Consider the following 24,629-nt stretch of genomic DNA (forward strand, 5'->3'; position numbering starts at 1 on the left):
GACATGGGATTTTTTGGAACCTTCTGTTCCTGCTCAAAAAACCTGTCCTTTTTTATTTTACCCTGTTCCAAGATGATATACAAGTTTTTTTCGCCGTGGTATAATGGATTTAACACATTTTTCAGGAGGGATTATAATGACAACAAATGTAGATTTAGAGAAACTTCAAAAAGATGCCGTGGACATCTTTAATCAGGGTTTTGCCTGTTCAGAATCTGTCATTTATGCAATCAAAGAGAATTTTGAACTGGACATGTCGGATGATGCGATTGCTATGAGTTCCGGATTCCCATGGGGGCTTGGCGGAGGCGGATGTATCTGTGGTGCACTCGCCGGAGCAACGATGTGTATCGGATATTTCTTCGGACGTAAGACACCTGGTGATCCTAAGATTAACCGCTGTTTCAAGCTTTCGAACGAAATCCACGATTTCTTCAAGGAATACTGTGGTGCAACATGCTGCCGTGTTCTGACAAAAGGCAAAGAGAAGAATTCTCCGGAACGTAAAGCACAGTGTACAGACTTTGTAGCTGCTACTGTGAAGAAGACTGCGGAGATCATTCTTCGTGAACTTGCTGCAGATGAGGCGGAAAAATAAAAATATTTTTTTCAAAAAACGAGGCGGAAATTTTTTAATCTTCCGCCTCGTTTTATATCTTTATTCTTCTGTCTCTACGTTCTCTGCATCTTCTGTACTTTCTTCCGGCTCTACCAGATCATCTTCTGATTCATCGCCTCTACGTACTTTTGCGATACAAGCTACTTTATCGCCTTCCGGCAGGTTGATAAGCTTCACTCCGGATGTCACTCTTCCGAGTTCTGAGATTCCGTCACACTTCATACGGATGATGATTCCCTCCGTGTTGATGATCATGATCTCATTGTCCTCATCTACTGCTTTCACACCTACAACGTTACCGGTCTTCTCTGTGATCTTGTAGCACTTCACACCTTTACCGCCGCGGTTCTGGGCTGTGAATTCATCGATGGAAGTACGTTTGCCCATTCCGTATTCTGACACGATCAGCAGGTCTGTTCCCTGTGAATCGATCTGCATTCCGATCACTTCATCACTGTCTACCAGGTTCATACCACGGACACCCATGGATGTTCTTCCTGTCGGACGTACATCACTTTCATTGAAGCGGATACACTGTCCATACTTTGTAATCATGAATACATCATGATCGCTGTCTGTATATTTTACCTCGATCAGCTCATCTTCCTCACGGAGTGTGATTGCTGCAAGCCCTGTCTTTCTGACATTTGCATATTCTTTGATCGGGGTCTTCTTGATGAGACCTTTCTTGGTGGCCATCAGCAGATATTCGTCATCGTTATATTTCTCGATCGGAATGACCGCACTGATCTTCTCGCCCGGCATTAACTGTAACAGATTCACGATCGCAGTTCCTCTGGATGTTCTGCTTGCTTCCGGGATCTCGTATGCTTTCATGCGGTATACACGTCCGGTGTTCGTAAAGAACATCAGGTAGTGATGTGTATTGGTCATGAAGAGTTCTTCTACATAATCCTCGTCCAGCTTCTGCATACCTTTGATTCCCTTGCCTCCACGGTTCTGGGCTTTGAATGTATCGTGAGACATTCTCTTGATATATCCAAGTTTTGTCATCGTGATGACAACATCTTCCCTTGGGATCAGGTCTTCCATGGAGATATCGAACTCATCGAATCCGATGGATGTTCTTCTCTCATCTCCGTATTTATCACGGATCACAAGGATCTCTTCTTTGATCACACCAAGTAATAACTTTCTGTCTGCGAGGATCGCACGTAAATGTTCGATCTGCTCCATCAGTGCTTTATATTCTGCTTCGAGTTTTTCTCTTTCCAGACCTGTCAGGGCACGCAGTCTCATGTCTACGATTGCCTGCGCCTGTACATCTGTCAGTCCGAAACGCTCCATCAATTCTGATTTTGCGATCTGGACAGTCTGTGAACCTCTGATGATCTTGATCACTTCATCGATGTTATCTAATGCGATCAGTAATCCCTGTAAGATATGCGCACGTTCTTCGGCTTTATTTAACTCATACTGTGTACGGCGTGTCACAACTTCTTCCTGATGTCTCAGATAGTAGTTGAGCATCTCCATCAGGTTCATGACCTTCGGCTCGTTGCCGACCAGTGCCAACATGATCACACCGAATGTGTCCTGAAGCTGTGTATGTTTGTATAACTGGTTCAGGATAACATTTGCATTGGCATCTCTCCTGAGTTCAATGACTACGCGCATTCCTTCACGGCTTGACTGGTCACTTAAGTCTGTGATGCCGTCGATCTTCTTATCACGTACCAGTTCTGCAATCTTCTCGATCAGTCTTGCTTTATTCACCATGTAAGGAAGCTCACTTACGATGATGCGGCTCTTGCCGTTCGGCATCGCCTCGATATCTGTCACCGCACGCACACGGATCTTGCCGCGTCCGGTTCTGTATGCCTCTTCAATTCCTCTGGTTCCAAGTATCATACCTCCGGTCGGGAAGTCCGGTCCTTTGATGATCTTTAAGATCTCTTCGATCGTTGTCTCTTCTTTATCCTCGATCTGGTCATCGATGATCTGTACAACCGCATTGATTACTTCACGCAGGTTGTGCGGCGGGATATTGGTCGCCATACCTACAGCGATACCGGAAGTACCGTTGACCAGAAGGTTCGGGAATCTTGCCGGCAGAACGGTAGGTTCTTTCTCCGTCTCGTCAAAGTTCGGAATAAAATCAACGGTATTTTTATTAATATCCGCCGTTAATTCCATGGAAATCTTACTCAGTCTTGCCTCTGTGTATCGCATGGCGGCAGCACCGTCACCGTCCACAGAACCAAAGTTACCATGTCCGTCTACCAGCGGATATCTGGTAGACCATTCCTGTGCCATATTAACCAATGCGCCATAGATCGAACTGTCACCGTGCGGGTGATATTTACCCATTGTATCACCGACGATACGTGCACACTTTCTGTGCGGCTTGTCGGGACCGTTATTCAGTTCGATCATAGAGTACAGAATTCTTCTCTGTACCGGTTTCAAACCATCTCTTACATCCGGCAGTGCACGGGACGCAATAACACTCATCGCGTAGTCGATATAAGAGGTTTCCATTGTCTGTTTCAGATCCACTTCGTGGACTTTGTCAAATATATTGTCTTCCATCAATCTCTCAGAGATGTAAGTATCTCTGTTCCTCCTTTCTTCTACACGCTGTTATTATACATCCAGGTTCTTGACATATTTTGCATTTTCAACGATGAACTCACGTCTCGGTTCAACTTTGTCACCCATCAGGGTGGTGAATGTAAGGTCCAGTTCACTCGTTGTCTCATCGTCCATCGTTACACGTAAGAGGATACGGTGCTGTGGATCCATGGTGGTATCCCAGAGCTGCTCGGCATCCATCTCTCCCAGACCTTTGTAACGCTGGATCTTATTATTCCCGTCACGTCCGACTTCTTCGATGATCTTGCTTAATTCTTCGTCACTGTATGCATACCATACCTTCTTGTTCTTCTCAAGCTTGTAGAGCGGCGGTTGTGCCAGATATACATATCCCTGCTTGATCAGTTCCGGCATGAAACGGTAAATGAATGTCAGAAGCAATGTACTGATATGTGCACCGTCCACGTCGGCATCGGTCATGATGATGATCTTGTGATAACGCAGCTTGGAAATATCAAAATCCTCATGGATTCCGGTACCAAATGCTGTGATCATCGCCTTGATCTCGGCATTGCCGTAGATCTTATCCAGTCTTGCCTTCTCTACATTCAGGATCTTACCACGAAGCGGAAGGATTGCCTGTGTCGCACGGTCACGTGCAGTCTTCGCAGAACCACCGGCAGAATCTCCCTCTACGATGTAGATCTCACAATTCTCCGGATTCTTGTCAGAACAGTCTGCAAGCTTTCCCGGAAGTGCCATGTTATCAAGTGCTGATTTTCTACGTGTCAGGTCTCTTGCCTTTCTTGCAGCTTCTCTCGCACGCTGGGACATCACAGATTTCTCCACAATAATCTTACCAACGGCCGGATTCTGCTCAAGGAAGATCTCAAGCTGCCTGCTGACCACATTATCAACCGCACCTCTCGCCTCACTGTTACCAAGTTTCTGCTTGGTCTGTCCCTCGAACTGCGGATCTTCGATCTTGACACTGATGATTGCTGTCAGACCTTCACGGATATCTTCACCGCTTAAGTTCGGCTCATTTTCACGCAGAAGCTTATTCTTTCTTGCATAGTCATTAAATGTCTTTGTGATCGCATTACGGAATCCGACAACGTGTGTTCCGCCTTCCGGAGTCGTAATGTTATTGACAAATCCATACGTATTATCGCTGTAAGAATCGTTGTGCTGCATAGCCACTTCCACAGACACATTATTGACCATGCCTTCACAGTAAATGATCTGCTCATAAAGTGGTGTCGCACTCCGGTTCAGGTAAGAAACAAATTCTTTGATCCCGCCCTCGTAGTGGAATGTTCTTTCTTTTGGTTCTTCCTCACGGTCATCCCTGAGCACGATCTTCAGACCTTTTGTCAGGAAGGCCATCTCACGGAATCTCTGTTTCAGGACATTAAAATCAAAGATCGTTGTCTCGAAAATGGTATCATCCGGCAGGAATGTGACTTTTGTACCTGATTTTCCTTCTTCACATTCTCCGATCACTGCCAGTTTTTCCATAACTTTTCCGCGTTCATAACGCTGCTGGTAGATCTTTCCATCATGGAAGATCTCTACTTCCAGCCAGTTGGAGAGCGCATTTACAACAGATGCTCCAACACCGTGAAGTCCTCCGGATACCTTGTATCCTCCACCGCCGAACTTTCCTCCCGCATGCAGTACGGTAAATACGACTTCTACCGCAGGAAGCCCTGCTTTGTGGTTGATACCAACCGGAATTCCACGTCCATTATCGATAACGGTCACCGAATTGTCTTTATTGATTGTTACATAAATCGTATCACAGAAGCCTGCCAGAGCTTCATCTACGGCATTATCGACAATCTCGTATACAAGGTGATGCAAACCTCTGGAAGATGTACTTCCAATGTACATACCAGGACGTTTGCGGACTGCCTCAAGACCTTCCAATATCTGAATTTCATCTGCGCCGTATTCATGCTGTACTTTTTCTGTACCCATTCTCAGTCCTCCTAGTTTTCTTTCGTTACCTGTCCGTTTTGGACATGGAACACTTTGTTTATTGAAAAGCGGTGATTTACAAAATCCTCAACTCCTGTACAGGTGATCAGGGTCTGTATATCATGTATGCTGTCTAACAGATAGTTTTGCCTGTGTTTATCAAGTTCAGACAATACATCGTCAAGTAAAAGTATCGGTGTGTCATGCGTTGCCAGCCTGACCAGCTCAATCTCCGATAACTTCAAAGACAGGGCAGCCGTTCTCTGCTGTCCCTGGGAGCCATATCTGCGGATATCCATATCGCCGGTCAGAAATCCGATATCATCTCTGTGTGGTCCCACCGTTGTGCTCTTCATTCTGAGATCTCTGTCACGATACCGTTTCAGTGCCTGTTCAAACGGCAGATCCCCCGTACTTGGCTCATATATGATCTGCAGGCTTTCTTTGCCGCCGGTCAGCTTCTGATGGATCTTCGCAATGATCTCATTGATCTGTGCGACAAATTCTTTCCTTCTGGCGATCAGCCTCTCCCCATATTGTACCATCTGCATCTCCCATATTTCCAGTGTATCTGAAAGTTCTTTCTTACCGCCGAAACTTAACTCTTTCAGCAGACGGTTTCGCTGGTTCACGATACGGTTATAGTTCGACAGGTTATTCAGGTACACCTTATCGAGCTGCGAAAGTTCCAGATCGATAAATCTACGTCTCTCTGCAGGTCCGTTCTTGATGATATTGAGGTCTTCCGGCGAGAAGAATACAAGATTCACGATCCCGAAAAGTTCACTTGCTTTCCGGATCGGCATCTTGTTTATCGCAATCCCTTTCGGGCTGTTCTTCTTCAGGTGCATGTCGATCTGATAACTGATACCATTCTTCTCCACCACAGTCTCAATGTGGGATTCATCCTCACCGAACCGTATCATGTCCCTGTCTTTCGACCCGCGGTGGGATTTGGTCGTTCCGGACAGATACACCGCCTCCAGAATATTCGTCTTCCCCTGCGCATTGTTCCCGTAAAAAATATTCGTAGAACCGTCAAACTCCACATTCAGAAGATCATAATTTCTAAAATTCTTTAATTTCAGGGAATTAACCTTCAATTCTGATCTCTTCTCCGTCAAATAATACGATATCGCCGCCATATAACTTACGTCCGCGGCGTGTATCTGTCTCGCCATTTACCATGACCAGACCTTCCTGTATCACTTCTTTTGCTTCTACTCCGGATTCCACCATTCCCGCAGCTTTTAAAGCCTGTCCAAGCTTGATATATTCACCTCGTAATATAATTGTCTCCATACGTCTTGTATCCTCTCTCAGATATGCATTTCTTTGTATTTTTATGCATATTTTTCTTCTTTTAGCCGTTGTTTTATTATACTCATCGCTATATACTTTTGCAAGCATTCCTGCATTTTATCTTGTTTTTTATTTCGTACCCGAAAAGGCTCTCTTCAGGTCTTCCCGGACAGTCCTATGCTGCGGAGTTAAAGTTGACCGGAAGGATCAGGTAGACATAACTTTCCGCATCATCCTTGATAAAGCAAGGTGCTTTTGCATTCATCAGATAGATCGTCACTTCCTCATCATCGATAACACGGAGTGCATCGATCAGGAATTTCGGATTGAATCCGATCAGCAGATCTTTTCCTTCTTTCGTGATCATGATCTCTTCATTCATGGATCCGATCTGGGATTTGATTTTTAATTCCATCAGTTCATCGCCGATGTTGATGATGATCGGTTTTTTATCACCTTCTTTTACCAGAAGTGTTGCACGGTCGATACAGTTGAGCAGTTCTTTTTTGTTGATTCTTACTTTTGTCTCGTAATCACTGGATAACATCTGATCGATTCTGAAGTATTCACCTTCGATCAGGCGGGATACCACGATGGTATTATCAAATTCGAACACGATATGGTTCTTTGTGTATGAAATCGATACCACATTCTCAGCTTCTCCCGAAAGGATCTTACTGATCTCGATCAGGGTTTTTCCCGGTACAACCAGTTTTCTGTCCGCAACACTTTTCTTCAGCGGAACCTTACGGATGGAAATTCTGTGTCCGTCAAGCGAAACAACTTTCAGAATATTGTCACTGATATCAAACAATTCGCCGGTCATAAGCTTGTTGCTCTCGCTGTCAGAGATTGAGAAAATAGTCTGACGAATGACTTCTTTCAATGTGAATTGAGAAATTTCGATAGAATCTTCTTTTTCGATAATCGGTAAGTAGGCAAATTCATCACCAGGTTTGCCGGCAATATCAAACTTTGCTTTTTCACAGGTGATCACGGTCTGAAGATTATCTAACGTTTCGATCGTTACTTCATTATCCGGAAGTTTTCGAACGATTTCTGAAAAAATCTTCGCATCGATTGCGATCATACCACGATCGATGATGTCTCCGGAGATCTCTGTCATGATACCAAGTTCCATATCATTAGCTGTTAATTTGATAATATCTGTTGTTGCATCGATTAAGATACATTCAAGGATTGGCATTGTTGTTTTAGAAGGAACTGCTTTGGAAACAATACTGACACCTTTGACCAGATTCGATTTACTGCAGGTAATTTTCATGTGTGTATAACTCCTTTCGCACGTGTGTAATGGATAAATAAATAAAATAGTTTCCGCCTCAGCCGTCTTAGGGGATGTGGAAAAGAGGAAAAGTGCCTCCAGCCCACTGTTTGCAAGGAAAATCGGCTTTGAAAACTCTGTGGAATCTGACTGGATTATGTGTGGAACTGTTGTTGAAAACTTTTTCGTTTCTAAAGACAGTTGCAGAAATCCTGTGGTTTTCCCAAGGCTATCCCATAGTTATCCACATATGATAATTAGATTTTCCACATAGTTATTCACAGCTGAAAACAGCAAAATAAGGCTAAGCCGGGTTGATCTTCTTCTTTATGATATTAATAGTGTTAGAAAGAGTCTCGTCCGCCTGTAATTCGTTCTCGATTTTTTCGATTCCATGTTTGATGGTAGAATGATCTTTTCCCCCAAGGATGACACCGACTGCTTTTAATGAAGTTTCTGTCATATTACGGATCAGATACATGGCAATCTGGCGCGGAAAGACGATCTCGGCGTTACGTTTGCCGCCTTTGAGGTCGGCAATAGACACACCAAAATGATCGGAAACGATATCCAGGATCAGTTCCGGTGTAACTTCTCTCTTATTATCCGAAGAAATGATGTCTTTTAATGCTTCTGCTGCGAGCGCAATATCGATGGATTCGTTATTGTTCAGCTTATAAAGTGCGATCAGCTTATTAAGAGAGCCTTCAAGTTCTCGGATATTTGTCTTAACGTTCGTTGCGATATACTCGAGTACATCATTCGGAATGTTATATTTTTCCAAATGATCCAGTTCGATCTTCTTCTGAAGAATCGCCATACGGGTTTCATAGTTAGGTGATGAAATATCAGCGATCAGACCCCACTCAAAGCGCGTACGAAGTCTGGCCTCCAAAGTCTCAATATCTTTCGGCGGCTTATCAGACGATATGATGATCTGCTTTCCGGAAGTATGCAGATGGTTAAATGTATGGAAGAACTCTTCCTGTGTACTTTCTTTTCCTATAATGAACTGGATATCATCAATCAAAAGTACATCATTATTACGGTATTTATCGCGGAATTTCGACATTGCGGACTCGTTTCCGGCGGTTTTACCGTTCTTCAGAGCTTCGATCAGCTCATTTGTAAATGTCTCACTGGTTACATAGAGTACTTTTTTCTTTGGATTCTTGTCCAGAATAAAATGCGCGATCGAGTGCATCAAATGGGTCTTTCCAAGTCCAACACCTCCATATAAGAAGAGAGGATTGTATACTTCTCCCGGAGATTCGGCAACAGCAAGGGAAGCTGCGTGGGCGAAATTATTATTCCCGCCGACAACGAAGGTATCAAATGTATACTTCGGATTCAGCCCGGCCTTCTCCGCAGCACTTTTGCTTTTTTTCTTCTGATTCGCTTCAATGGCCATATTCTGGATCTCATTCAGTCTGTCATCATCTTCCGAAATGAAGACAACGTCATATTCAGTTCCGGTAGTCTCCGCAATGCATACCTTTAATGGAAGCTGATATTTTTTCTCTATATATTCTACACTCGCATTCATATTTACCAATATAAATACGGTATTGTCTACAACATCGTAGACCTTCAACGGTTGTATCCATGTATTGAATGATACATTGGATAACTCGTGTTCTACCCTGAGATGTTCGATAATTTCAGGCCATTTTTCCTTCACTGTATTCATCATATTTACTCCTAATCTGTCTGATTCGCGGATTTTCACCTATAAACCCACTCTTCTACATTGTACATCAAAAAGTTGCTTTAGGCAATCTTTAATCGTGCACTTTGATGCATGTGAGAAACTGTGGAAAACTCAATCCCAATTATCAACATAGTAAAAATGCGTATGTAAAGTGGAAAAAAACTAAAAAAATATATGATTTCCACACGTTATCCACAGAAATCCACAAAGTTTTCCACAAAATGTGGATAAATATATTTTAAAAATTTGCGGAATTGCTTGACGTAGAGCGGTTTTTTTAATATAATCAAGGCTGATGTCTTATGAAAATTAGGGAGAACATCCCTTGGAATAAAATAAGGAGGTGGATATCCATGAAGATGACATTCCAGCCAAAAAAGAGACAGAGAGCTAAAGTACATGGCTTCAGATCTAGAATGAGCACAGCAGGTGGAAGAAAAGTACTTGCTGCAAGAAGAGCAAAAGGAAGAAAGAAATTATCAGCGTAGGCCGCATATATGTGGCCTTTTCTTCTACTCAGAATAATTAGGAGAATCACACAATGAAGTATTCCGAATCACTGAAAAAGAACAAAGATTTCCAATATATATATAGAAAAGGGACATCTTATGCCAACAAATATCTGGTTATGTATGTACTGGAGAATGGGACAGGTCAGAATCGATTAGGAATATCTGTAAGTAAAAAAGTAGGAAACAGTATAGTACGGCACAGATTAACGAGGTTAATCCGCGAAAGCTATAGATTACAAGAAGAACGGTTCAGATGTGGATTGGATATTATTGTTATAGCAAGAATAGGCGCCAAAGGAAAAGGTTATAAAGAGATTGTCGGCGCAATGCTCCATCTGGCCCATCTTCATAAGATTATAGATGAGGGGTAACGTATTATGAAGAAGATTCTGCTCACTGGTATCAGATTTTATCAGAGATATCTGTCTCCGATAAAGGGCGGTTCCACCTGTAAGTTTTATCCGACCTGTTCTCAGTATGCGAAAGAAGCAATTGAGAAATATGGCGCGTTAAAAGGGGGACGGCTGGCAGTGTGGAGAATTCTGCGCTGTAATCCGTTTACCAGAGGAGGGTACGACCCTGTTCCTTAAAAAGATTACAACTACATATGGAGGAAAAAATTATGGTACCAAGTTTACTGACTGCCGCTAACTGGCCGATTGTCGGACAGCTTTGCTGGATTCTGGGTAAGGTAATGAACTTTATCTATAATTTACTGGACAACTGTCTGCCAAGCGATAATGGACTGGTAGGTCTGTCAATCATTCTGTATACGATTTTTGTGTATACGTTATTACTTCCACTTACAGTACAGCAGCAGAGAACATCGAAGATGTCATCTGTTATGAATCCGGAGATTCAGGCTATACAGAAGAAGTATAAGAATAAAAAAGACCAGGCATCAATGATGAAACAGCAGGAAGAGATTCAGCAGGTGTATGACAAATATGGTACATCGATGTCAGCAGGATGCCTTCCATTACTGATTCAGATGCCGCTGTTGTTTGCTTTGTACCCGGTTATCTATAATATCCAGAAATATGTTCCGGAGATCAAGACAGCTCCAAAAGCAGTAAATGTATTCCTGACCCTTCCTGACCTGACCATCTCACCTATGCAGATGATCAAGAACAGCGGGGACTATGGATTTGCACCGGTTGTTATTATTATTACTGCAATCTTGCTTCCGGTATTATCTGGTCTGACACAGTACGGAAGTATCAAGCTTTCACAGGCTATTTCCGGACAGCAGCTTGATAAAGATAACCCGATGGCATCTACGATGAACACGATGAATGTGACAATGCCGCTGTTCTCGGTATTTATGGTATTTTCACTTCCGACAGGTATCGGTCTGTACTGGATCGTCAGTGCGGTAGTACGTTGCGTTCAGCAGATATTTATCAATAAGCATTTAAGCAAGATGTCTGTAGATGAGATCCTGGAGAAAAACAAGGAAAAGGCTGAGGAAAAACGTGTAAAACGTGGCGAGAAGAATGAACGAATCGCAGCAATGGCTCAGATGAATACCAAGAATATGAACAACCAGGCATCCATGAAAAAGCAGAGTACATCTAACTTAAGTGAAAAAGAAAGAGAAGCCAGAGTGGAAAAAGCGCACCAGAAAGCAGACAATGCGAAGAAAGGAAGTCTCGCATCAAAGGCAAATATGGTGAAGAAATTTAACGAAAATGATTAGGGGGCGGCTGTAATGGAGGATTACATTACCTTATCAGCAAAGACACTGGACGATGCGATTACAGAGGCACTGGTTCAGTTAGGCGTAACAAGTGATCGTTTAGATTATATTGTTGTTGAAAAAGGAAGCGAAGGTTTCCTTGGAATCGGAAGAAAGCAGGCTGTGATCAAGGCCCGCAGAAAACAGGAAGAAAAACCGGTTGAAGAAGTTGTAAAAGAAGAGCCGAAAGTGGAAGAACCGGTAAAAGAATATTCACACGCCAGAAAACCGGCGGGAGAAGAGAAGCCGGAAGTAAAATCTGCTCCAAAGAAAGAAGCAGAACTTGCAAAGGTGGAACCACAGACGATCGAGACATGTGAGAAATTCATCTATGATGTGATGAATGCAATGGGCATGGAGGATGTAAAAGTTACATCTGCTGTAGATGAAGAAGGTGCACTTTCTATCAATATGGAAGGAAGCAATATGGGTATTCTGATCGGAAAACGAGGACAGACACTTGATTCTCTGCAGTATCTTACAAATCGTGTTGCCAATAAGATGCAGGATGGATATGTAAGAGTGAAACTTGACACAGAGGATTACAGAAGAAGAAGAAAAGAAACACTGGAAAATCTTGCAAAGAATATCGCAAGTAAAGTTAAGAGAACAAGAAAGACAGTTTCTCTTGAGCCGATGAATCCATACGAGAGAAGAATCATTCACTCTGCGCTGCAGTCTGACCCGGCAGTATCCACACACAGTGAAGGTGAAGAGCCTTACAGAAGAGTTGTGGTAACACTGGTAAGAAACAGAAATAACCGATAATTAAGAGACAGGGGTCTTTAAGCGGCCCTTGTCTTTTTTGATACCAAAGTATGGAGGAAATATGGAACAATTATATAATTCCACAATTGCCGCAATATCTACGGCAATGAGTAATTCCGGGATCGGAATTGTACGAATGAGTGGTCCGGAAGCATTTCAGATCGCAGACCGGGTGTATAAAGGGAAAAAAGAGAAGAAGTTATGTGAACAGCAATCACATACGATCCATTATGGGTATATGGTTGATGGAGATCAGGTGATCGACGAAGTACTGGTCATGCTGATGCGCGGGCCGCACAGCTACACCGGTGAAGATACGGTGGAGATCAACTGTCACGGCGGAGTCTATGTGGTAAAGCGTATTCTGGAGCTTCTGATCAAAAATGGTGCGCGCCCGGCAGAGCCGGGAGAGTACACCAAGCGTGCGTTTCTAAATGGCAGACTGGATCTTTCACAAGCAGAGGCTGTCGGGGACCTGATCGCATCGCAGAACGAATATGCTTTACAGAGTTCAGTGAGCCAGCTTAAGGGCAATATCAAAGATAAGATCGGTGAAATGCGTGAAAAGATCCTGTATCACACTGCATTTATCGAGACCGCACTGGATGATCCGGAGCATATCAGCGTTGATGGATACGGGGAAACACTAAAAAAAGTGGTTGATGAGATCATAGAAGCAATGAAAAGATTGCTAGATAGCTGTGATGATGGTAGGATTATAAAAGAGGGCGTACGCACAGTCATCCTCGGAAAACCGAATGCGGGGAAATCATCCCTGTTAAATGTACTTCTCGGTGAAGACCGGGCAATCGTTACAGATATTGCAGGTACAACCAGAGATGTATTGGAAGAACACCTGAATCTGAAGGGAATTTCTTTAAATATCATGGATACTGCCGGCATCCGTGATACGGAAGATGTGGTAGAAAAGATCGGTGTTGACCGTGCAAAAGAATATGCAGACAAGGCAGACCTGATCCTGTATGTGATCGATGCATCCAGACCGCTGGATGAAAATGATGCAGAGATCCTGCATCTGATCAAAGGAAAACGTGCGATCATTCTGCTGAACAAATCCGATCTGGATATGCAGGTGAAAAAAGATCAGGAAGAGCTGCCGGAGGAATTCCCGGTGATCGAGATCTCCGCAAAGAATGTGGAGGGGATCGGAGAACTGGAAGATACGTTAAAGGAGATGTTCTTCCAGGGCGAACTGACATTTAATGATGAAATCTATATTACGAATGTGAGACAGAAAACAGCACTTCAGGATGCATATGCCGCACTTGAACGTGTGAATGACAGCATTGCCGCAGATATGCCGGAGGATTTCTATTCGATCGATCTTATGGATGCATATGAAGCTCTCGGCAATATCACCGGCGAAACGATAGGAGAAGATTTGGTTAATGAGATATTCAGCAAATTCTGTATGGGAAAATAAAGATAAATATGATGTTGTCGTCATCGGTGCCGGACACGCAGGATGCGAGGCGGCACTGGCAACGGCGAGACTTGGATTTCAGACACTGGTATTTACCGTAAGTGTGGACAGCATTGCGATGATGCCGTGTAATCCGAATATCGGAGGAAGTTCCAAAGGCCATCTGGTAAGAGAACTGGATGCCCTTGGCGGAGAGATGGGAAAGGTCATCGACCGTACATTTATCCAGTCAAAAATGTTAAATAAGTCCAAAGGCCCGGCGGTACATTCGCTTCGTGCACAGGCTGATAAGGCGGTCTATAGCAGAACGATGCGCCGTGTACTGGAAGCGCAGGAGAATCTTGAGATCAAGCAGGGAGAGGTGGCAAATCTCCTGGTGGAAGATGGAAAGATTACCGGAGTGCAGACATTTTCGGGTGCAACTTATCACTGTAAGGCGGTTATCATCTGCAGCGGAACTTATCTGAAGGCACGTTGTATCTATGGGGATGTGAGTCAGTATACCGGTCCGAACGGACTGCAGGCGGCCAATCATCTGACCGATTGTCTGAAAGAACTGGGAATTAAGATGTACCGTTTCAAGACAGGAACACCTGCCAGGGTAGACCGTAAAACCGTGGATTTCAGCAAGATGGAAGAGCAGTTCGGAGACGAGAGGGTAGTGCCGTTTTCATTTACTACGAATCCGGACGATGTGCAGATCGATCAGGCTTCATGCTGGCTGACTTATACAAATGAGACGACACATGATATCATCCGTGCCAATCTGGACAGATCACCGCTGTATTCCGGAATGATCGAGGGAACGGGACCGAGATACTGTCCGTCGATTGAAGATAAAGTTGTAAAATTTGCAGATAAAAAGCGTCATCAGGTATTTCTTGAGCCGGAAGGGCTGGAGACGGATGAGATGTATATCGGTGGTATGTCGAGTTCGCTGCCGGAAGATGTACAGTATGCCATGTACCGCAGTGTTCCGGGGCTGGAGCATGTGAAGATCGTAAGAAATGCATATGCGATCGAGTATGACTGTATTGATGCAAGACAGTTAAAACCATCCCTGGAATTCCGTAACATCAGTGGATTATTCAGCGCGGGACAGTTCAACGGAAGCTCCGGCTATGAGGAAGCTGCCGCACAAGGGCTTATAGCGGGCATAAATGCAGCCAGAAAGCTGCAAGGCAGGGAATCCCTGGTGTTAGACCGTTCAGAGGCTTATATCGGCGTTCTGATTGATGATCTGGTTACAAAGGAAAGTCATGAGCCATACCGTATGATGACTTCCAGGGCAGAGTACCGTCTGCTTCTGAGACAGGACAATGCGGATCAGCGTCTGACGGAAAAAGGCTATGAAGTCGGTCTGATCTCACAGGAGCGTTACGATCGCCTGAAGGAAAAAGAAAGGCTGATAGAGTCGGAAATCGAGCGGTTAAAGAATGCTTATGTCGGAACCAGTGAAAAGGTACAGGAACTCCTGGAATCCTATGAAAGTACACCGCTGAATTCCGGAAGCAGTCTGGCAGAATTGATCCGGAGACCGGAATTGTCTTACGAAGCAGTTGCAGATATTGATGTGACCCGGCCAAAATTGCCGGAAGATCTGGCGGAAGAAGTGATCGGGCAGGTGGATATTTCCCTGAAATATGACGGTTATATCCAGCGTCAGAAACGCCAGGTAGAGCAGTTCAAGAAGATGGAAAATAAGAAAATTCCGGAAGATATGGATTATGATGCAGTGAACAGCCTTCGTATCGAAGCAGTTCAGAAGCTGAAAGAGTACAGACCGGTGTCGATCGGACAGGCGTCACGCATTTCCGGTGTGTCTCCGGCTGATATCTCGGTGCTGCTGGTATATCTGAGTGGAAATCACAGATAAAGTGCAGAGATACAACGGATTACAGTGGTAAATATATTTATAATTATATTATAAAATAATGTAAATATAATTATATAGTAAATATAATAATAAGTATATAAAATGAATAACATGAAAAATCATACATTTTATATACTTATTAATTTTAGAGAGAAATAAGGAGAAAAATATGGACCAGATTTTGAAAAAAAGCCTGGAAAAGATAGGAATAGAGATTACGGACCGGCAGAAAGAGCAGTTCGATGCCTATCATAAGCTTCTTGAAGAGTGGAATAAGGTGATGAACCTGACCGGGATCACAGAATATGAGGAAGTTGTGGAAAAACATTATGTAGACAGCCTTTCTATTGTAAAAGTCATGGATATGGCTAAGGTAGATCAGGTAATCGATATTGGTACGGGGGCGGGATTCCCGGGATTACCGCTTAAGATCGCATTTCCACATCTGAAAGTGACATTGCTTGATTCGTTGAACAAAAGAATTAAGTTCCTGAATGCTGTGATCGAAGAACTGGGATTGGAAGATATCCACACAATTCATGGAAGAGCGGAAGATTATGCCAAAGATACAGCATATAGAGAACAGTATGATCTGTGTGTGTCCAGAGCAGTTGCAAATCTGGCAACGTTGAGCGAATATTGCCTGCCTTACGTAAAAGTGGATGGTATGTTTGTACCTTATAAATCGGGTGAGATTGATGAAGAAGTAAAAGAGTCGTCGAAAGCGGTAAAGATACTTGGTGGTAAGATTGAAGACGTAGTAAAATTCGAACTTCCGGGAACAGACATCGGCAGATCGTTCGTGAAGATCCACAAAGTGAAGAATACGGCAAAGAAATATCCACGAAAGGCTGGAATGCCTTCCAAAGAGCCGATACGGTAAGAAAAATAGCAATTTGATAAGAATTTTGTGAAAACAAGAAAATGTAAAAGGGGTAATGTTTCATGTGAAACATTACCCCTTTTGTAAAACTTAATATTATTTACTGGTGATACAGGCAGAGCACTAGCAGTTGTCGCTTAGCAATATGTCTATCTGCTCTAAAAATGCATCAGCATTTTCCCGCTGTGGCAGTAATCCACAGCCTGCAATTTCAATATGCTCAATGGATGGGAGAACATTACAGTATTCTTCAGCTTTTTCGAAAGTTTCCGGTGCATTTTTCCCGGAAATCACGGCAATGGAAGTTGTAAGTCCTTCAAGACAATGAGCAATATTTACTGTTGTATAATGACCTAAAATACTGGAGTAGAGATATCTGCATTCAGCAGAATCCGAAAGTGCAGTGTTACGTGCGCCAACATTATAGATGAATGTTCCATATATAGGAAGATTTATAATACTTGCGAGCAGCTTTGACTTATGGTTTGGTGCTTTTGCAAGTGTACGGATGCTTTCCGGACAAACAAGGATTATATGACAAATCTGATCGGCAATGTTCTGACAGGCAGCTGTTACAAAAGAAACAGATGCTCCGGTTGCAACGATATCTGTCTTTTCTCCAATGATATCGCGAATGAAATCAGTGAGAAGCTGGACATAGAGATAGCAGGTGTATGTGATGGCAGGTTTATCAGATTTTCCACATCCAAGAAGATCTATGGTATACACAGTGTGTTCTCTGGAAAGAGTATCGATTACTTTGTCCCATTCCATTGAAGAACTGTAATGATTCAGATCATGGATGAGAAGAAGAGGAGAGCCGCTTCCTGTCTTTTGATAATATATATTTCCAAATTTCCAATTGTAGTAGTTGGATGAGTCTTCTTCTGAGTGTTCATCAGAGGTGTTGAATATGAATTTGTTTATTACGTGGAACGCCAGGGTTGTTGTTCCGATTGCTGTCGAGATGAACAATAATGTCTTTTTCCAGTTCATGTTGATACCTCACTTTCTTACTACTAATTATACTATATTTACTTATAAATTGGAAGATTGCCTTTGCAAAATGAACGCAAAATGAACATCTGTGTAATCAAAGAAAATGTTTCACGTGAAACATTAAAAAATAAAAAGAATAAAAAGAATGGAAAAGCATAAAGATAACGAAAATAACAAATAGAACAGATTCATATTTATGAAAAATGGAAAAACTATGTTTCACGTGAAACATTTTATGGATAAGTACCTGGAAAAGTGATATACTAATATCATGTAAAAAAAGGGAAGGTGATAATTAAATGGGACGAGTTATAGCCGTTGCGAACCAAAAAGGTGGTGTTGGAAAGACAACGACAGCTATTAATCTGTCGGCATGCCTTGCTGAAAAAGGCCAGAAAGTTCTTGCTATCGATATGGATCCGCAGGGAAATATGACGAGTGGATTAGGAATAGACAAAGATGAAGTTGAAAAGAATATCTATGATCTTATGATTGGACAGGTTGGTGTAGAGGAAGTGCTTCAAAAAGAAGCAATTGAAAACCTAGATATTATTCCGACAAGTATTGATCTGTCAGCGGCAGAGATTGAATTGATCGGTGTGGATGATAAAGAATTTATCATCAGAAACGCTATTGCACCAATCAAAGACAATTATGATTATATTATTATTGATTGTCCACCATCGTTGAGTATGCTGACAATTAATGCTATGACAACAGCTGATTCGGTGCTGGTACCGATTCAGTGTGAGTACTATGCGCTGGAGGGATTGAGCCAGTTAATACATACAGTTGAACTGGTGAAAGAAAGATTGAATCCAATTCTGAAAATAGAAGGCGTTGTATTTACAATGTACGATGCGCGAACGAATCTTTCACTTCAGGTTGTAGAAAATGTAAAAGAGAACCTGCAACAGAACATCTATAAAACGATTATTCCTAGAAATATCCGGTTGGCAGAAGCACCAAGTTATGGAATGCCGATCAATCTGTATGATCCAAAGTCTACAGGAGCAAGCGCATACCAGAGACTTGCTGATGAAGTGATGAATAGAGAGTAACTAAAAGATGTGATGTAGGAGGGAACGAATGTCAATTAAGAAAAAAGGTCTGGGAAAAGGTCTGGACAGTCTGATCCCAGATAATAAGAGCATAAAGTCTGTAACACCTGACAAATCTGCTGAAGCAAAGAAAGAAGCAGAAGAAAAAGCAGGCGTGCAGACGATGAAGATCAATGAGGTTGAGCCGAACAGGGATCAGCCGAGAAAGAATTTTGATGAAGATGCTCTCCTTGAACTTTCGGATTCCATCAAACAGTTCGGTGTATTACAGCCGCTGCTTGTTCGGAAAAGAAAGGATTACTACGAAATCATTGCCGGTGAAAGAAGATGGAGAGCTGCAAAACTTGCCGGGGTAAAGGAAGTTCCTGTAATTGTAAAAGAATATACAGATCAGGAAATTCTTGAAATCGGTCTGATTGAAAATATCCAGAGAGAGAACCTGAATCCAATTGAAGAAGCAATTGCATTTAAGAGACTTCTGGAGGAATTCAATCTGAAACAGGATGAAGTTGCAGAACGAGTATCGAAGAGTAGAACTGCGGTAACAAACTCTATGAGACTGTTGAAGTTAAGTGATAAAGTACAGCAGATGATAATTGACGATATGATTTCTACAGGGCATGCGAGAGCGCTTCTCGCAATTGATGATCCGGAACTTCAGTATACACTGGCAAATAAGATATTTGACGAGAAACTCAGTGTGAGGGAGACTGAGAAGCTTGTGAAAGAGATCAAGAATCCGAAAAAAACAAAAGAGAAGAAGGTAATGGAGAATGCGTTCATTTACCAGGATCTGGAAGAAAAGATGAAAGGTGTATTCGGAACAAAAGTCAGTATAGCATCAAAAGGAAAGGGAAAAGGTAAGATAGAGATAGAATATTATTCAGATGATGAATTAGAACATTTGTTCGATATGATGATGAGCATTAAAAGAGGAGAGTAATTGAATATGGATAGCAAAATACTGAAAGCACTTGGTATCGATCCGGCATTGATATTTTTATTTTTGCTGGTACTGATTGTTATATTATTCGTTCTGTATGTAAATGTAACAATGAAGTATAATCGGTTGAAAAGCAGCTATACGACGTTTATGCGTGGGAAAGATGGAAAGACACTGGAAGAAAGCATGATGTCAGGATTTTCGGATGTAGAAGCAATTCTGAAATACACAAAGCAGAATCGTACAGACATCCAAAAGCTGAACAAGAAGATGGAGAAGTCTTACCAGAAGGTTGGTATTGTCAAGTATGATGCATTTAATGAAATGGGTGGAAAGCTCAGCTTTGCACTTGCAATGCTAGACAATAATAATACCGGATGGATCCTCAATGCAATGCACAGCAGAGAGGGCTGTTACACTTACGTAAAGGAGATTGTAAAAGGGGAAAGCTATGTAGAACTTGCTGAGGAAGAAGCAGAAGCACTGGATAAGGCTATTTTCGAAGATGGATATGAAGAAGAAGTCAATAAGGCTGTTGCTTCTGTAACAGGAAGTATGAAAATGGCAAAATCCGGTCCGGCAAAGAACGGAAATCAGAAAAACAGTAATGCAAGAAGTGCAAAACAGGCATCTGGAAAGGCAAATAATGGAAAAATCCTGAATACAAGAACCAGCAGTATGCGTCCAGATATGGCAAGACCTGAAAAAAATAGAAAATAGCAGATCATATAACAGATATGAGAGCAGGAGGAGTTTAGAAAAATGTTAGATATCAAATTTGTAAGAAATAATCCGGATGTGGTAAAACAGAACATCAAAAATAAGTTCCAGGATGAGAAATTACCTTTGGTAGATGAAGTAATAGAACTGGATCAGAAAAATAGAGATATTAAGGGAGAAGTAGAAGCACTTCGTGCAGAAAAGAATAAAATCTCTAAACAGATCGGTGCATGTATGGCACAGGGAAAGAAAGAAGAAGCGGAAGAATTAAAGAGAAAAGTAGCTGAGAGTGCTGCAAGAATCGAAGAACTTTCCAAAGAAGAAAAAGAAGTAGAAGAGAAACTGAAACAGAATATGATGATTATTCCGAACATCATCGATCCTTCTGTACCAATCGGAAAAGATGACAGTCAGAATGTAGAAATTGAAAAATTCGGTGAGCCTTTTGTTCCTGATTTCGAGATTCCATACCATACAGAGATCATGGAAGCATTTGACGGAATCGATCTTGAGAGCGCCGGAAGAGTAGCGGGAAATGGATTCTATTATCTGATGGGTGATATCGCAAGAATTCATTCTTCTGTACTTGCATATGCAAGAGACTTTATGATCAATCGTGGATTTACTTACTGTGTACCACCTTTCATGATCAGAAGCAACGTTGTAACAGGTGTTATGAGCTTCGCAGAGATGGATTCTATGATGTACAAGATCGAGGGAGAAGATCTGTATCTGATCGGAACAAGTGAGCACTCTATGATCGGTAAATTCATCGACACAATGCTGGAAGAAAAACAGCTTCCACAGACACTTACAAGCTATTCACCATGTTTCCGTAAAGAAAAAGGAGCTCATGGTATCGAGGAACGTGGAGTATACAGAATCCACCAGTTCGAAAAACAGGAAATGATCGTTGTATGTAAACCGGAAGAAAGCAAGATCTGGTATGATAAATTATGGCAGAACACGGTAGATCTGTTCCGTTCACTGGATATCCCGGTACGTACATTAGAGTGCTGCTCAGGTGACCTGGCAGATCTGAAGGTAAAATCTTGTGACGTGGAAGCATGGTCTCCAAGACAGAAGAAATACTTCGAAGTAGGAAGTTGTTCTAACCTTGGTGATGCACAAGCAAGAAGACTTGGTATCCGTGTCAAAGGTGAAGACGGAACAAAATATTTCGCACATACACTGAACAATACAGTTGTGGCTCCACCGAGAATGCTGATCGCATTCCTGGAAAACAACCTTCAGGAAGATGGATCTGTTAAGATTCCTAAGGCATTACAGCCATACATGGGCGGAACAGAGAAGCTTGTACCTAAAAAATAGGAAATTATAAGGATAAGCGTATGCATCAATATTTGAAATCCATTGGATTTGGAAATATCAGAGACAAAAAACAGTTAATACAGATCATAAGAGATGTGGAAGAATCCTATACGGGACATCAGCTTGTCACGCAGGATGAAGTGACGGATCTTTGTGAATTTGATAAAGAATATGGAGAAGGTATCGGGATCAAGGTGTGCGGAGATATGGATATCGACGAACAGTTTGATTACCGCTATTATGCTCCGTATTTCACAGGATCCGGCGTAACATCTTATGCAAATGTCAGTGTGGAACGAAGGATAGACCGTGAAGCATATGTAGGCATTTGTGAGGATACAAAAGTCGGCATCAACCTGGTATTCTATCTGCAGAATATGATGGAATATCTGAGAGAGAGGCAGATTGGCGGAAGAAGTATCAAGTATTCTTCTGTTACTTTGTCCGGACTCTGCAATGAGGGAACCATCCTGCTTCCGGTGAGGAAAAGCAAGGAGCAGGAACGGGAACAGCAGGAAGAGGTGCACAACCGCATGCTGTTGTTGAGTGCAGCTAGAACAGGTGATCCGCAGGCAATCGAAAGTCTTACACTGGATGATATGGATACCTATTCCAAAGTATCGAAAAGACTGATATCGGAAGATGTATTTACCATTGTGGATACATACATTATGCCGTATGGAATCGAATGCGACCGGTATTCGATCATGGGCGAGATCTTGGAATATCGTCTTACAAGAAATGAGATTACAAGGGAAGATATCTGCATTATGAAATTGGATGTGAACGGATTATTATTCGATGTATGTGTACCAAAAAGAGAAGTCATGGGCGAACCGGCAGTCGGACGCAGATTCAAAGGAAATGTGTGGCTGCAGGGAAAAATCAATTTCTGAATGTGGATAAGAACAGTAAAATGTGGATAAATATTTCAGAATGATACAGGGGTGGGGATATCCATCCCTGTATTGACTTTTGTGAGATTAATGGTAAAATAGATATGTGTCGTCATAGCTCAGCTGGATAGAGCACTCGCCTCCTAAGAGAAAGCCGAGGCATTCCCCAAAGGGAAAAATGAAAAACAACTTTCAGTTCGAATCTATTCTGAAAAATGCTAATGGTGACAACAAAGCATTCCCCAAATTGGGGAACGTTCTAATGTTACCAAATCAAAAAAATCTGTAGATTGACAACTCGAAATAGAGTTGATAATCTTATATATGGCCGAAGGGAAAAATCCCAGAAACCCAGTAAAATCAAGGGTTTGCGGCATGTGTCGTCATAGCTCAGCTGGATAGAGCACTCGCCTCCTAAGCGAGGGGTCGGAGGTTCAAATCCTCTTGGCGACGGGCTTCAAAGCGTTCGAAAATGTTAGCTGGATTAGCTGACAGCGAACGCTTTTGTTATTTTCTAATCACGTTCGTGACACAAAATTCCATTCAAAATGATCAATTTCCAGCTAACGCAATCCGATTTTTGTTAGCTGACAGCTAATCAAAATTACCGGTTTGCAAACATGGGTTTTAAGAAGTCCAGCTAACATTTGGGTTCCGCTCCGTTGTCACCCCTTATTCGGGGATGTAAATCAGAGAAAAGGCGGGAAAAGAAACAATCTCTCCCAAACCTGCAAACTGGAATTAGCTGAAACAGTATTCAATTCTATTAGCTGTAGCTAATGGTCAAACAGCAATGTCTGTTTGGAACTTTACTATCTATAAAAGTTCCAGGCAGGCATTTTTTATTTCCTGAATCCTGGAGGAAAGGAGTCAAGATGACTGAGCCAAACAGACAATCAGGAGAAAACGAAGAAAGAATCATAGAAATTGAGATTGAGCGTCTTCGTCCGTTCAAAGAGCACCCGTTTCAGGTAAAAGATGATAAGGAAATGTTTCTTTTGCAGGAAAGCATTGAGAAGTATGGAATTTTAAATCCGCTGATCGTCAGACCAGTACCGGATGGATACTATGAGATCATATCCGGTCACAGAAGAAAACATGCTGCGGAGAAACTGGGATACCGTAAAGTACCGGTAATCATCCGGGTATTAAGTGAAGATGATTCCATCTTGAGCATGGTAGATTCCAATCTTCACAGAGAACGGATCAGCTACAGTGAAAAAGCTTTTGCTTACAAACTGAAGAATGACGTATTAAAAAGAAAAAGTGGTCGAAAAAAGAGCCAAGTTGACCACAAAACACCAAGAAAGCGGGCAATAGAAATCATCAGTGAAGATTGTGGTGATAGCCCAAAACAAGTGCAGCGTTATATTTCACTGACAAAACTGATACCGGAAATGTTGCAGAAACTGGATGATGAGATTATTTCTTTTTGTCCGGCTGTAGAGATAGCTGCATTAAGTGAAAAAGAACAAAGAGAACTGCTTGTAGCAATGGAGTATGCACAGGCAATCCCATCACTCTCACAGGCCCAGAGGATTCGGCAACTGAGTAAAGAAAAACAGTTGTCACTGGAAAAGATGGAAGAGATCATGTGTGAAGTGAAAAAGGGTGAGATCACAAGAGTGGCATTCACAAACGAGCAGTTGCACAAGTATTTTCCAAATTCTTATACACCGGCAATGATGAAGCGGGAAATACTGGCACTGTTGAAATTATGGAAAAAAGAATCATGGGAAAGTTAAAGGAGGAAGAAATCATGTGTAAAGTTATATCCGTAGTAAACCAGAAAGGTGGCGTCGGAAAGACCACCACAACCGTAAATGTAGGCATTGGACTGGCAAGAGAAGGTAAGAAAGTGTTGCTGATCGACGCGGATCCACAGGGAAGTTTAACCGCAAGTCTTGGATATGAGGAACCGGATGATCTTCGCATCACATTGGCAACGATCATGATGGATGTCATCAACGAAGAAGAAATCTCTCTGGAAGATGGGATTTT

General features: G+C 42.3%; 22 protein-coding genes, 1 tRNA gene and 1 pseudogene. 17 read left to right on the top strand and 7 right to left on the bottom strand.

Annotation, left to right across the window (positions count from 1 at the left end):
- The first annotated feature begins 136 nt into the window (after window positions 1–136).
- Window positions 137–598, top strand: coding sequence for a C-GCAxxG-C-C family (seleno)protein (locus OCV72_RS15855; RefSeq protein WP_044919805.1), 462 nt, complete (start codon window positions 137–139; stop codon window positions 596–598).
- 60 nt (window positions 599–658) lie between these two features.
- Here the strand turns inward: OCV72_RS15855 and gyrA are convergent, their stop codons facing one another.
- From gyrA to dnaA, 6 genes are all read right to left on the bottom strand, one after another.
- Window positions 659–3,172, bottom strand: a complete 2,514-nt coding sequence (gene gyrA / locus OCV72_RS15860; RefSeq protein ID WP_055284832.1) for a DNA gyrase subunit A — start codon at window positions 3,170–3,172, stop codon at window positions 659–661.
- A gap of 54 nt (window positions 3,173–3,226) precedes the next feature.
- Complete coding sequence (gyrB, locus tag OCV72_RS15865) at window positions 3,227–5,158, bottom strand: DNA topoisomerase (ATP-hydrolyzing) subunit B (RefSeq protein WP_055284834.1); 1,932 nt, start codon at window positions 5,156–5,158, stop codon at window positions 3,227–3,229.
- Between the two features lie 11 nt (window positions 5,159–5,169).
- The gene (recF, locus tag OCV72_RS15870) at window positions 5,170–6,261 is read right to left on the bottom strand and encodes a DNA replication/repair protein RecF (RefSeq protein WP_055284836.1); all 1,092 of its coding nucleotides are present in this window, start codon (window positions 6,259–6,261) and stop codon (window positions 5,170–5,172) included.
- Window positions 6,251–6,460, bottom strand: a complete 210-nt coding sequence (locus OCV72_RS15875) for an RNA-binding S4 domain-containing protein (RefSeq protein WP_028087567.1) — start codon at window positions 6,458–6,460, stop codon at window positions 6,251–6,253. The genes recF and OCV72_RS15875 overlap by 11 nt, the downstream gene beginning before the upstream one ends.
- Before the next feature lie 175 nt (window positions 6,461–6,635).
- Window positions 6,636–7,745: a DNA polymerase III subunit beta gene (dnaN, locus tag OCV72_RS15880; RefSeq protein ID WP_055284838.1), complete on the bottom strand. Its 1,110-nt coding sequence runs from the start codon at window positions 7,743–7,745 to the stop codon at window positions 6,636–6,638.
- A gap of 304 nt (window positions 7,746–8,049) precedes the next feature.
- On the bottom strand, window positions 8,050–9,435 hold the full coding sequence (gene dnaA / locus OCV72_RS15885) for a chromosomal replication initiator protein DnaA (RefSeq protein WP_055284840.1): 1,386 nt from the start codon (window positions 9,433–9,435) through the stop codon (window positions 8,050–8,052).
- 374 nt (window positions 9,436–9,809) lie between these two features.
- On the opposite strand from dnaA, the gene rpmH reads away from it, so the two are divergent.
- The 8 genes from rpmH to rsmG all read left to right on the top strand — a co-directional run bounded on the left by rpmH (window position 9,810) and on the right by rsmG (window position 16,677).
- A complete protein-coding gene (gene rpmH / locus OCV72_RS15890; RefSeq protein WP_021859823.1) occupies window positions 9,810–9,944 on the top strand; it encodes a 50S ribosomal protein L34 in 135 nt (44 codons plus the stop codon).
- Window positions 9,945–9,997: 53 nt separating this feature from the next.
- A complete protein-coding gene (gene rnpA / locus OCV72_RS15895) occupies window positions 9,998–10,339 on the top strand; it encodes a ribonuclease P protein component (protein WP_028087564.1) in 342 nt (113 codons plus the stop codon).
- Between the two features lie 6 nt (window positions 10,340–10,345).
- Window positions 10,346–10,558 (top strand): membrane protein insertion efficiency factor YidD, encoded by a 213-nt coding sequence (gene yidD / locus OCV72_RS15900; RefSeq protein ID WP_006427130.1) that lies wholly within the window; start codon window positions 10,346–10,348, stop codon window positions 10,556–10,558.
- Window positions 10,559–10,590: 32 nt separating this feature from the next.
- Window positions 10,591–11,667, top strand: coding sequence for a YidC/Oxa1 family membrane protein insertase (locus tag OCV72_RS15905; RefSeq protein ID WP_226853983.1), 1,077 nt, complete (start codon window positions 10,591–10,593; stop codon window positions 11,665–11,667).
- 12 nt (window positions 11,668–11,679) lie between these two features.
- A complete protein-coding gene (gene jag / locus OCV72_RS15910) occupies window positions 11,680–12,474 on the top strand; it encodes an RNA-binding cell elongation regulator Jag/EloR (protein ID WP_055284844.1) in 795 nt (264 codons plus the stop codon).
- Between the two features lie 61 nt (window positions 12,475–12,535).
- On the top strand, window positions 12,536–13,918 hold the full coding sequence (gene mnmE, locus OCV72_RS15915; RefSeq protein WP_055284846.1) for a tRNA uridine-5-carboxymethylaminomethyl(34) synthesis GTPase MnmE: 1,383 nt from the start codon (window positions 12,536–12,538) through the stop codon (window positions 13,916–13,918).
- A complete protein-coding gene (mnmG, locus tag OCV72_RS15920; protein ID WP_028087560.1) occupies window positions 13,884–15,794 on the top strand; it encodes a tRNA uridine-5-carboxymethylaminomethyl(34) synthesis enzyme MnmG in 1,911 nt (636 codons plus the stop codon). The genes mnmE and mnmG overlap by 35 nt, the downstream gene beginning before the upstream one ends.
- A 169-nt stretch (window positions 15,795–15,963) precedes the next feature.
- Window positions 15,964–16,677 carry a 16S rRNA (guanine(527)-N(7))-methyltransferase RsmG gene (rsmG, locus tag OCV72_RS15925; RefSeq protein WP_055284848.1) on the top strand — a complete coding sequence of 238 codons (714 nt, stop codon included), beginning with the start codon at window positions 15,964–15,966 and terminating at the stop codon, window positions 16,675–16,677.
- A gap of 123 nt (window positions 16,678–16,800) precedes the next feature.
- On the opposite strand, the gene OCV72_RS15930 is transcribed toward rsmG, so the two are convergent.
- Complete coding sequence (locus OCV72_RS15930; protein ID WP_055284849.1) at window positions 16,801–17,673, bottom strand: alpha/beta fold hydrolase; 873 nt, start codon at window positions 17,671–17,673, stop codon at window positions 16,801–16,803.
- A 302-nt stretch (window positions 17,674–17,975) separates the two neighbouring features.
- Between OCV72_RS15930 and OCV72_RS15935 the strand changes: the two genes are divergently transcribed.
- The 8 genes and pseudogenes from OCV72_RS15935 to OCV72_RS15970 all read left to right on the top strand — a co-directional run.
- Complete coding sequence (locus tag OCV72_RS15935) at window positions 17,976–18,737, top strand: ParA family protein (protein ID WP_055284851.1); 762 nt, start codon at window positions 17,976–17,978, stop codon at window positions 18,735–18,737.
- A gap of 28 nt (window positions 18,738–18,765) precedes the next feature.
- Window positions 18,766–19,680, top strand: coding sequence for a ParB/RepB/Spo0J family partition protein (locus OCV72_RS15940; RefSeq protein WP_055284853.1), 915 nt, complete (start codon window positions 18,766–18,768; stop codon window positions 19,678–19,680).
- 6 nt (window positions 19,681–19,686) lie between these two features.
- A pseudogene (locus OCV72_RS15945) lies at window positions 19,687–20,196 on the top strand (DUF4446 family protein); the annotation flags it as partial.
- 246 nt (window positions 20,197–20,442) lie between these two features.
- Window positions 20,443–21,732, top strand: a complete 1,290-nt coding sequence (serS, locus tag OCV72_RS15950) for a serine--tRNA ligase (protein ID WP_006427141.1) — start codon at window positions 20,443–20,445, stop codon at window positions 21,730–21,732.
- Window positions 21,733–21,752: 20 nt separating this feature from the next.
- Complete coding sequence (locus OCV72_RS15955) at window positions 21,753–22,628, top strand: DUF3881 family protein (RefSeq protein WP_055284855.1); 876 nt, start codon at window positions 21,753–21,755, stop codon at window positions 22,626–22,628.
- A gap of 379 nt (window positions 22,629–23,007) precedes the next feature.
- Window positions 23,008–23,081, top strand: a tRNA-Arg gene (locus OCV72_RS15960).
- A gap of 326 nt (window positions 23,082–23,407) precedes the next feature.
- Window positions 23,408–24,373 carry a ParB/RepB/Spo0J family partition protein gene (locus OCV72_RS15965; RefSeq protein ID WP_055160129.1) on the top strand — a complete coding sequence of 322 codons (966 nt, stop codon included), beginning with the start codon at window positions 23,408–23,410 and terminating at the stop codon, window positions 24,371–24,373.
- A gap of 14 nt (window positions 24,374–24,387) precedes the next feature.
- Window positions 24,388–24,629: ParA family protein (locus tag OCV72_RS15970; protein ID WP_242859278.1), on the top strand; the 242-nt coding region annotated here is incomplete at its 3' end.

The sequence above is a fragment of the Dorea amylophila genome (genome assembly GCF_025567265.1).
Taxonomy (GTDB): domain Bacteria; phylum Bacillota; class Clostridia; order Lachnospirales; family Lachnospiraceae; genus Dorea_A; species Dorea_A amylophila.

Excerpts from the sequence above, each read along its gene's own strand:
- OCV72_RS15855 (WP_044919805.1), top strand. The coding sequence starts at position 137 with ATGACAACAAATGTAGATTTAGAGAAACTTCAAAAAGATGCCGTGGAC.
- gyrA (WP_055284832.1), bottom strand. The coding sequence starts at position 3,172 with ATGGAAGACAATATATTTGACAAAGTCCACGAAGTGGATCTGAAACAG.
- gyrB (WP_055284834.1), bottom strand. The coding sequence starts at position 5,158 with ATGGGTACAGAAAAAGTACAGCATGAATACGGCGCAGATGAAATTCAG.
- OCV72_RS15875 (WP_028087567.1), bottom strand. The coding sequence starts at position 6,460 with ATGGAGACAATTATATTACGAGGTGAATATATCAAGCTTGGACAGGCT.
- dnaN (WP_055284838.1), bottom strand. The coding sequence starts at position 7,745 with ATGAAAATTACCTGCAGTAAATCGAATCTGGTCAAAGGTGTCAGTATT.
- dnaA (WP_055284840.1), bottom strand. The coding sequence starts at position 9,435 with ATGAATACAGTGAAGGAAAAATGGCCTGAAATTATCGAACATCTCAGG.
- rpmH (WP_021859823.1), top strand. The coding sequence starts at position 9,810 with ATGAAGATGACATTCCAGCCAAAAAAGAGACAGAGAGCTAAAGTACAT.
- rnpA (WP_028087564.1), top strand. The coding sequence starts at position 9,998 with ATGAAGTATTCCGAATCACTGAAAAAGAACAAAGATTTCCAATATATA.
- yidD (WP_006427130.1), top strand. The coding sequence starts at position 10,346 with ATGAAGAAGATTCTGCTCACTGGTATCAGATTTTATCAGAGATATCTG.
- OCV72_RS15905 (WP_226853983.1), top strand. The coding sequence starts at position 10,591 with ATGGTACCAAGTTTACTGACTGCCGCTAACTGGCCGATTGTCGGACAG.
- jag (WP_055284844.1), top strand. The coding sequence starts at position 11,680 with ATGGAGGATTACATTACCTTATCAGCAAAGACACTGGACGATGCGATT.
- mnmE (WP_055284846.1), top strand. The coding sequence starts at position 12,536 with ATGGAACAATTATATAATTCCACAATTGCCGCAATATCTACGGCAATG.
- mnmG (WP_028087560.1), top strand. The coding sequence starts at position 13,884 with ATGAGATATTCAGCAAATTCTGTATGGGAAAATAAAGATAAATATGAT.
- rsmG (WP_055284848.1), top strand. The coding sequence starts at position 15,964 with ATGGACCAGATTTTGAAAAAAAGCCTGGAAAAGATAGGAATAGAGATT.
- OCV72_RS15930 (WP_055284849.1), bottom strand. The coding sequence starts at position 17,673 with ATGAACTGGAAAAAGACATTATTGTTCATCTCGACAGCAATCGGAACA.
- OCV72_RS15935 (WP_055284851.1), top strand. The coding sequence starts at position 17,976 with ATGGGACGAGTTATAGCCGTTGCGAACCAAAAAGGTGGTGTTGGAAAG.
- OCV72_RS15940 (WP_055284853.1), top strand. The coding sequence starts at position 18,766 with ATGTCAATTAAGAAAAAAGGTCTGGGAAAAGGTCTGGACAGTCTGATC.
- serS (WP_006427141.1), top strand. The coding sequence starts at position 20,443 with ATGTTAGATATCAAATTTGTAAGAAATAATCCGGATGTGGTAAAACAG.
- OCV72_RS15955 (WP_055284855.1), top strand. The coding sequence starts at position 21,753 with ATGCATCAATATTTGAAATCCATTGGATTTGGAAATATCAGAGACAAA.
- OCV72_RS15965 (WP_055160129.1), top strand. The coding sequence starts at position 23,408 with ATGGTCAAACAGCAATGTCTGTTTGGAACTTTACTATCTATAAAAGTT.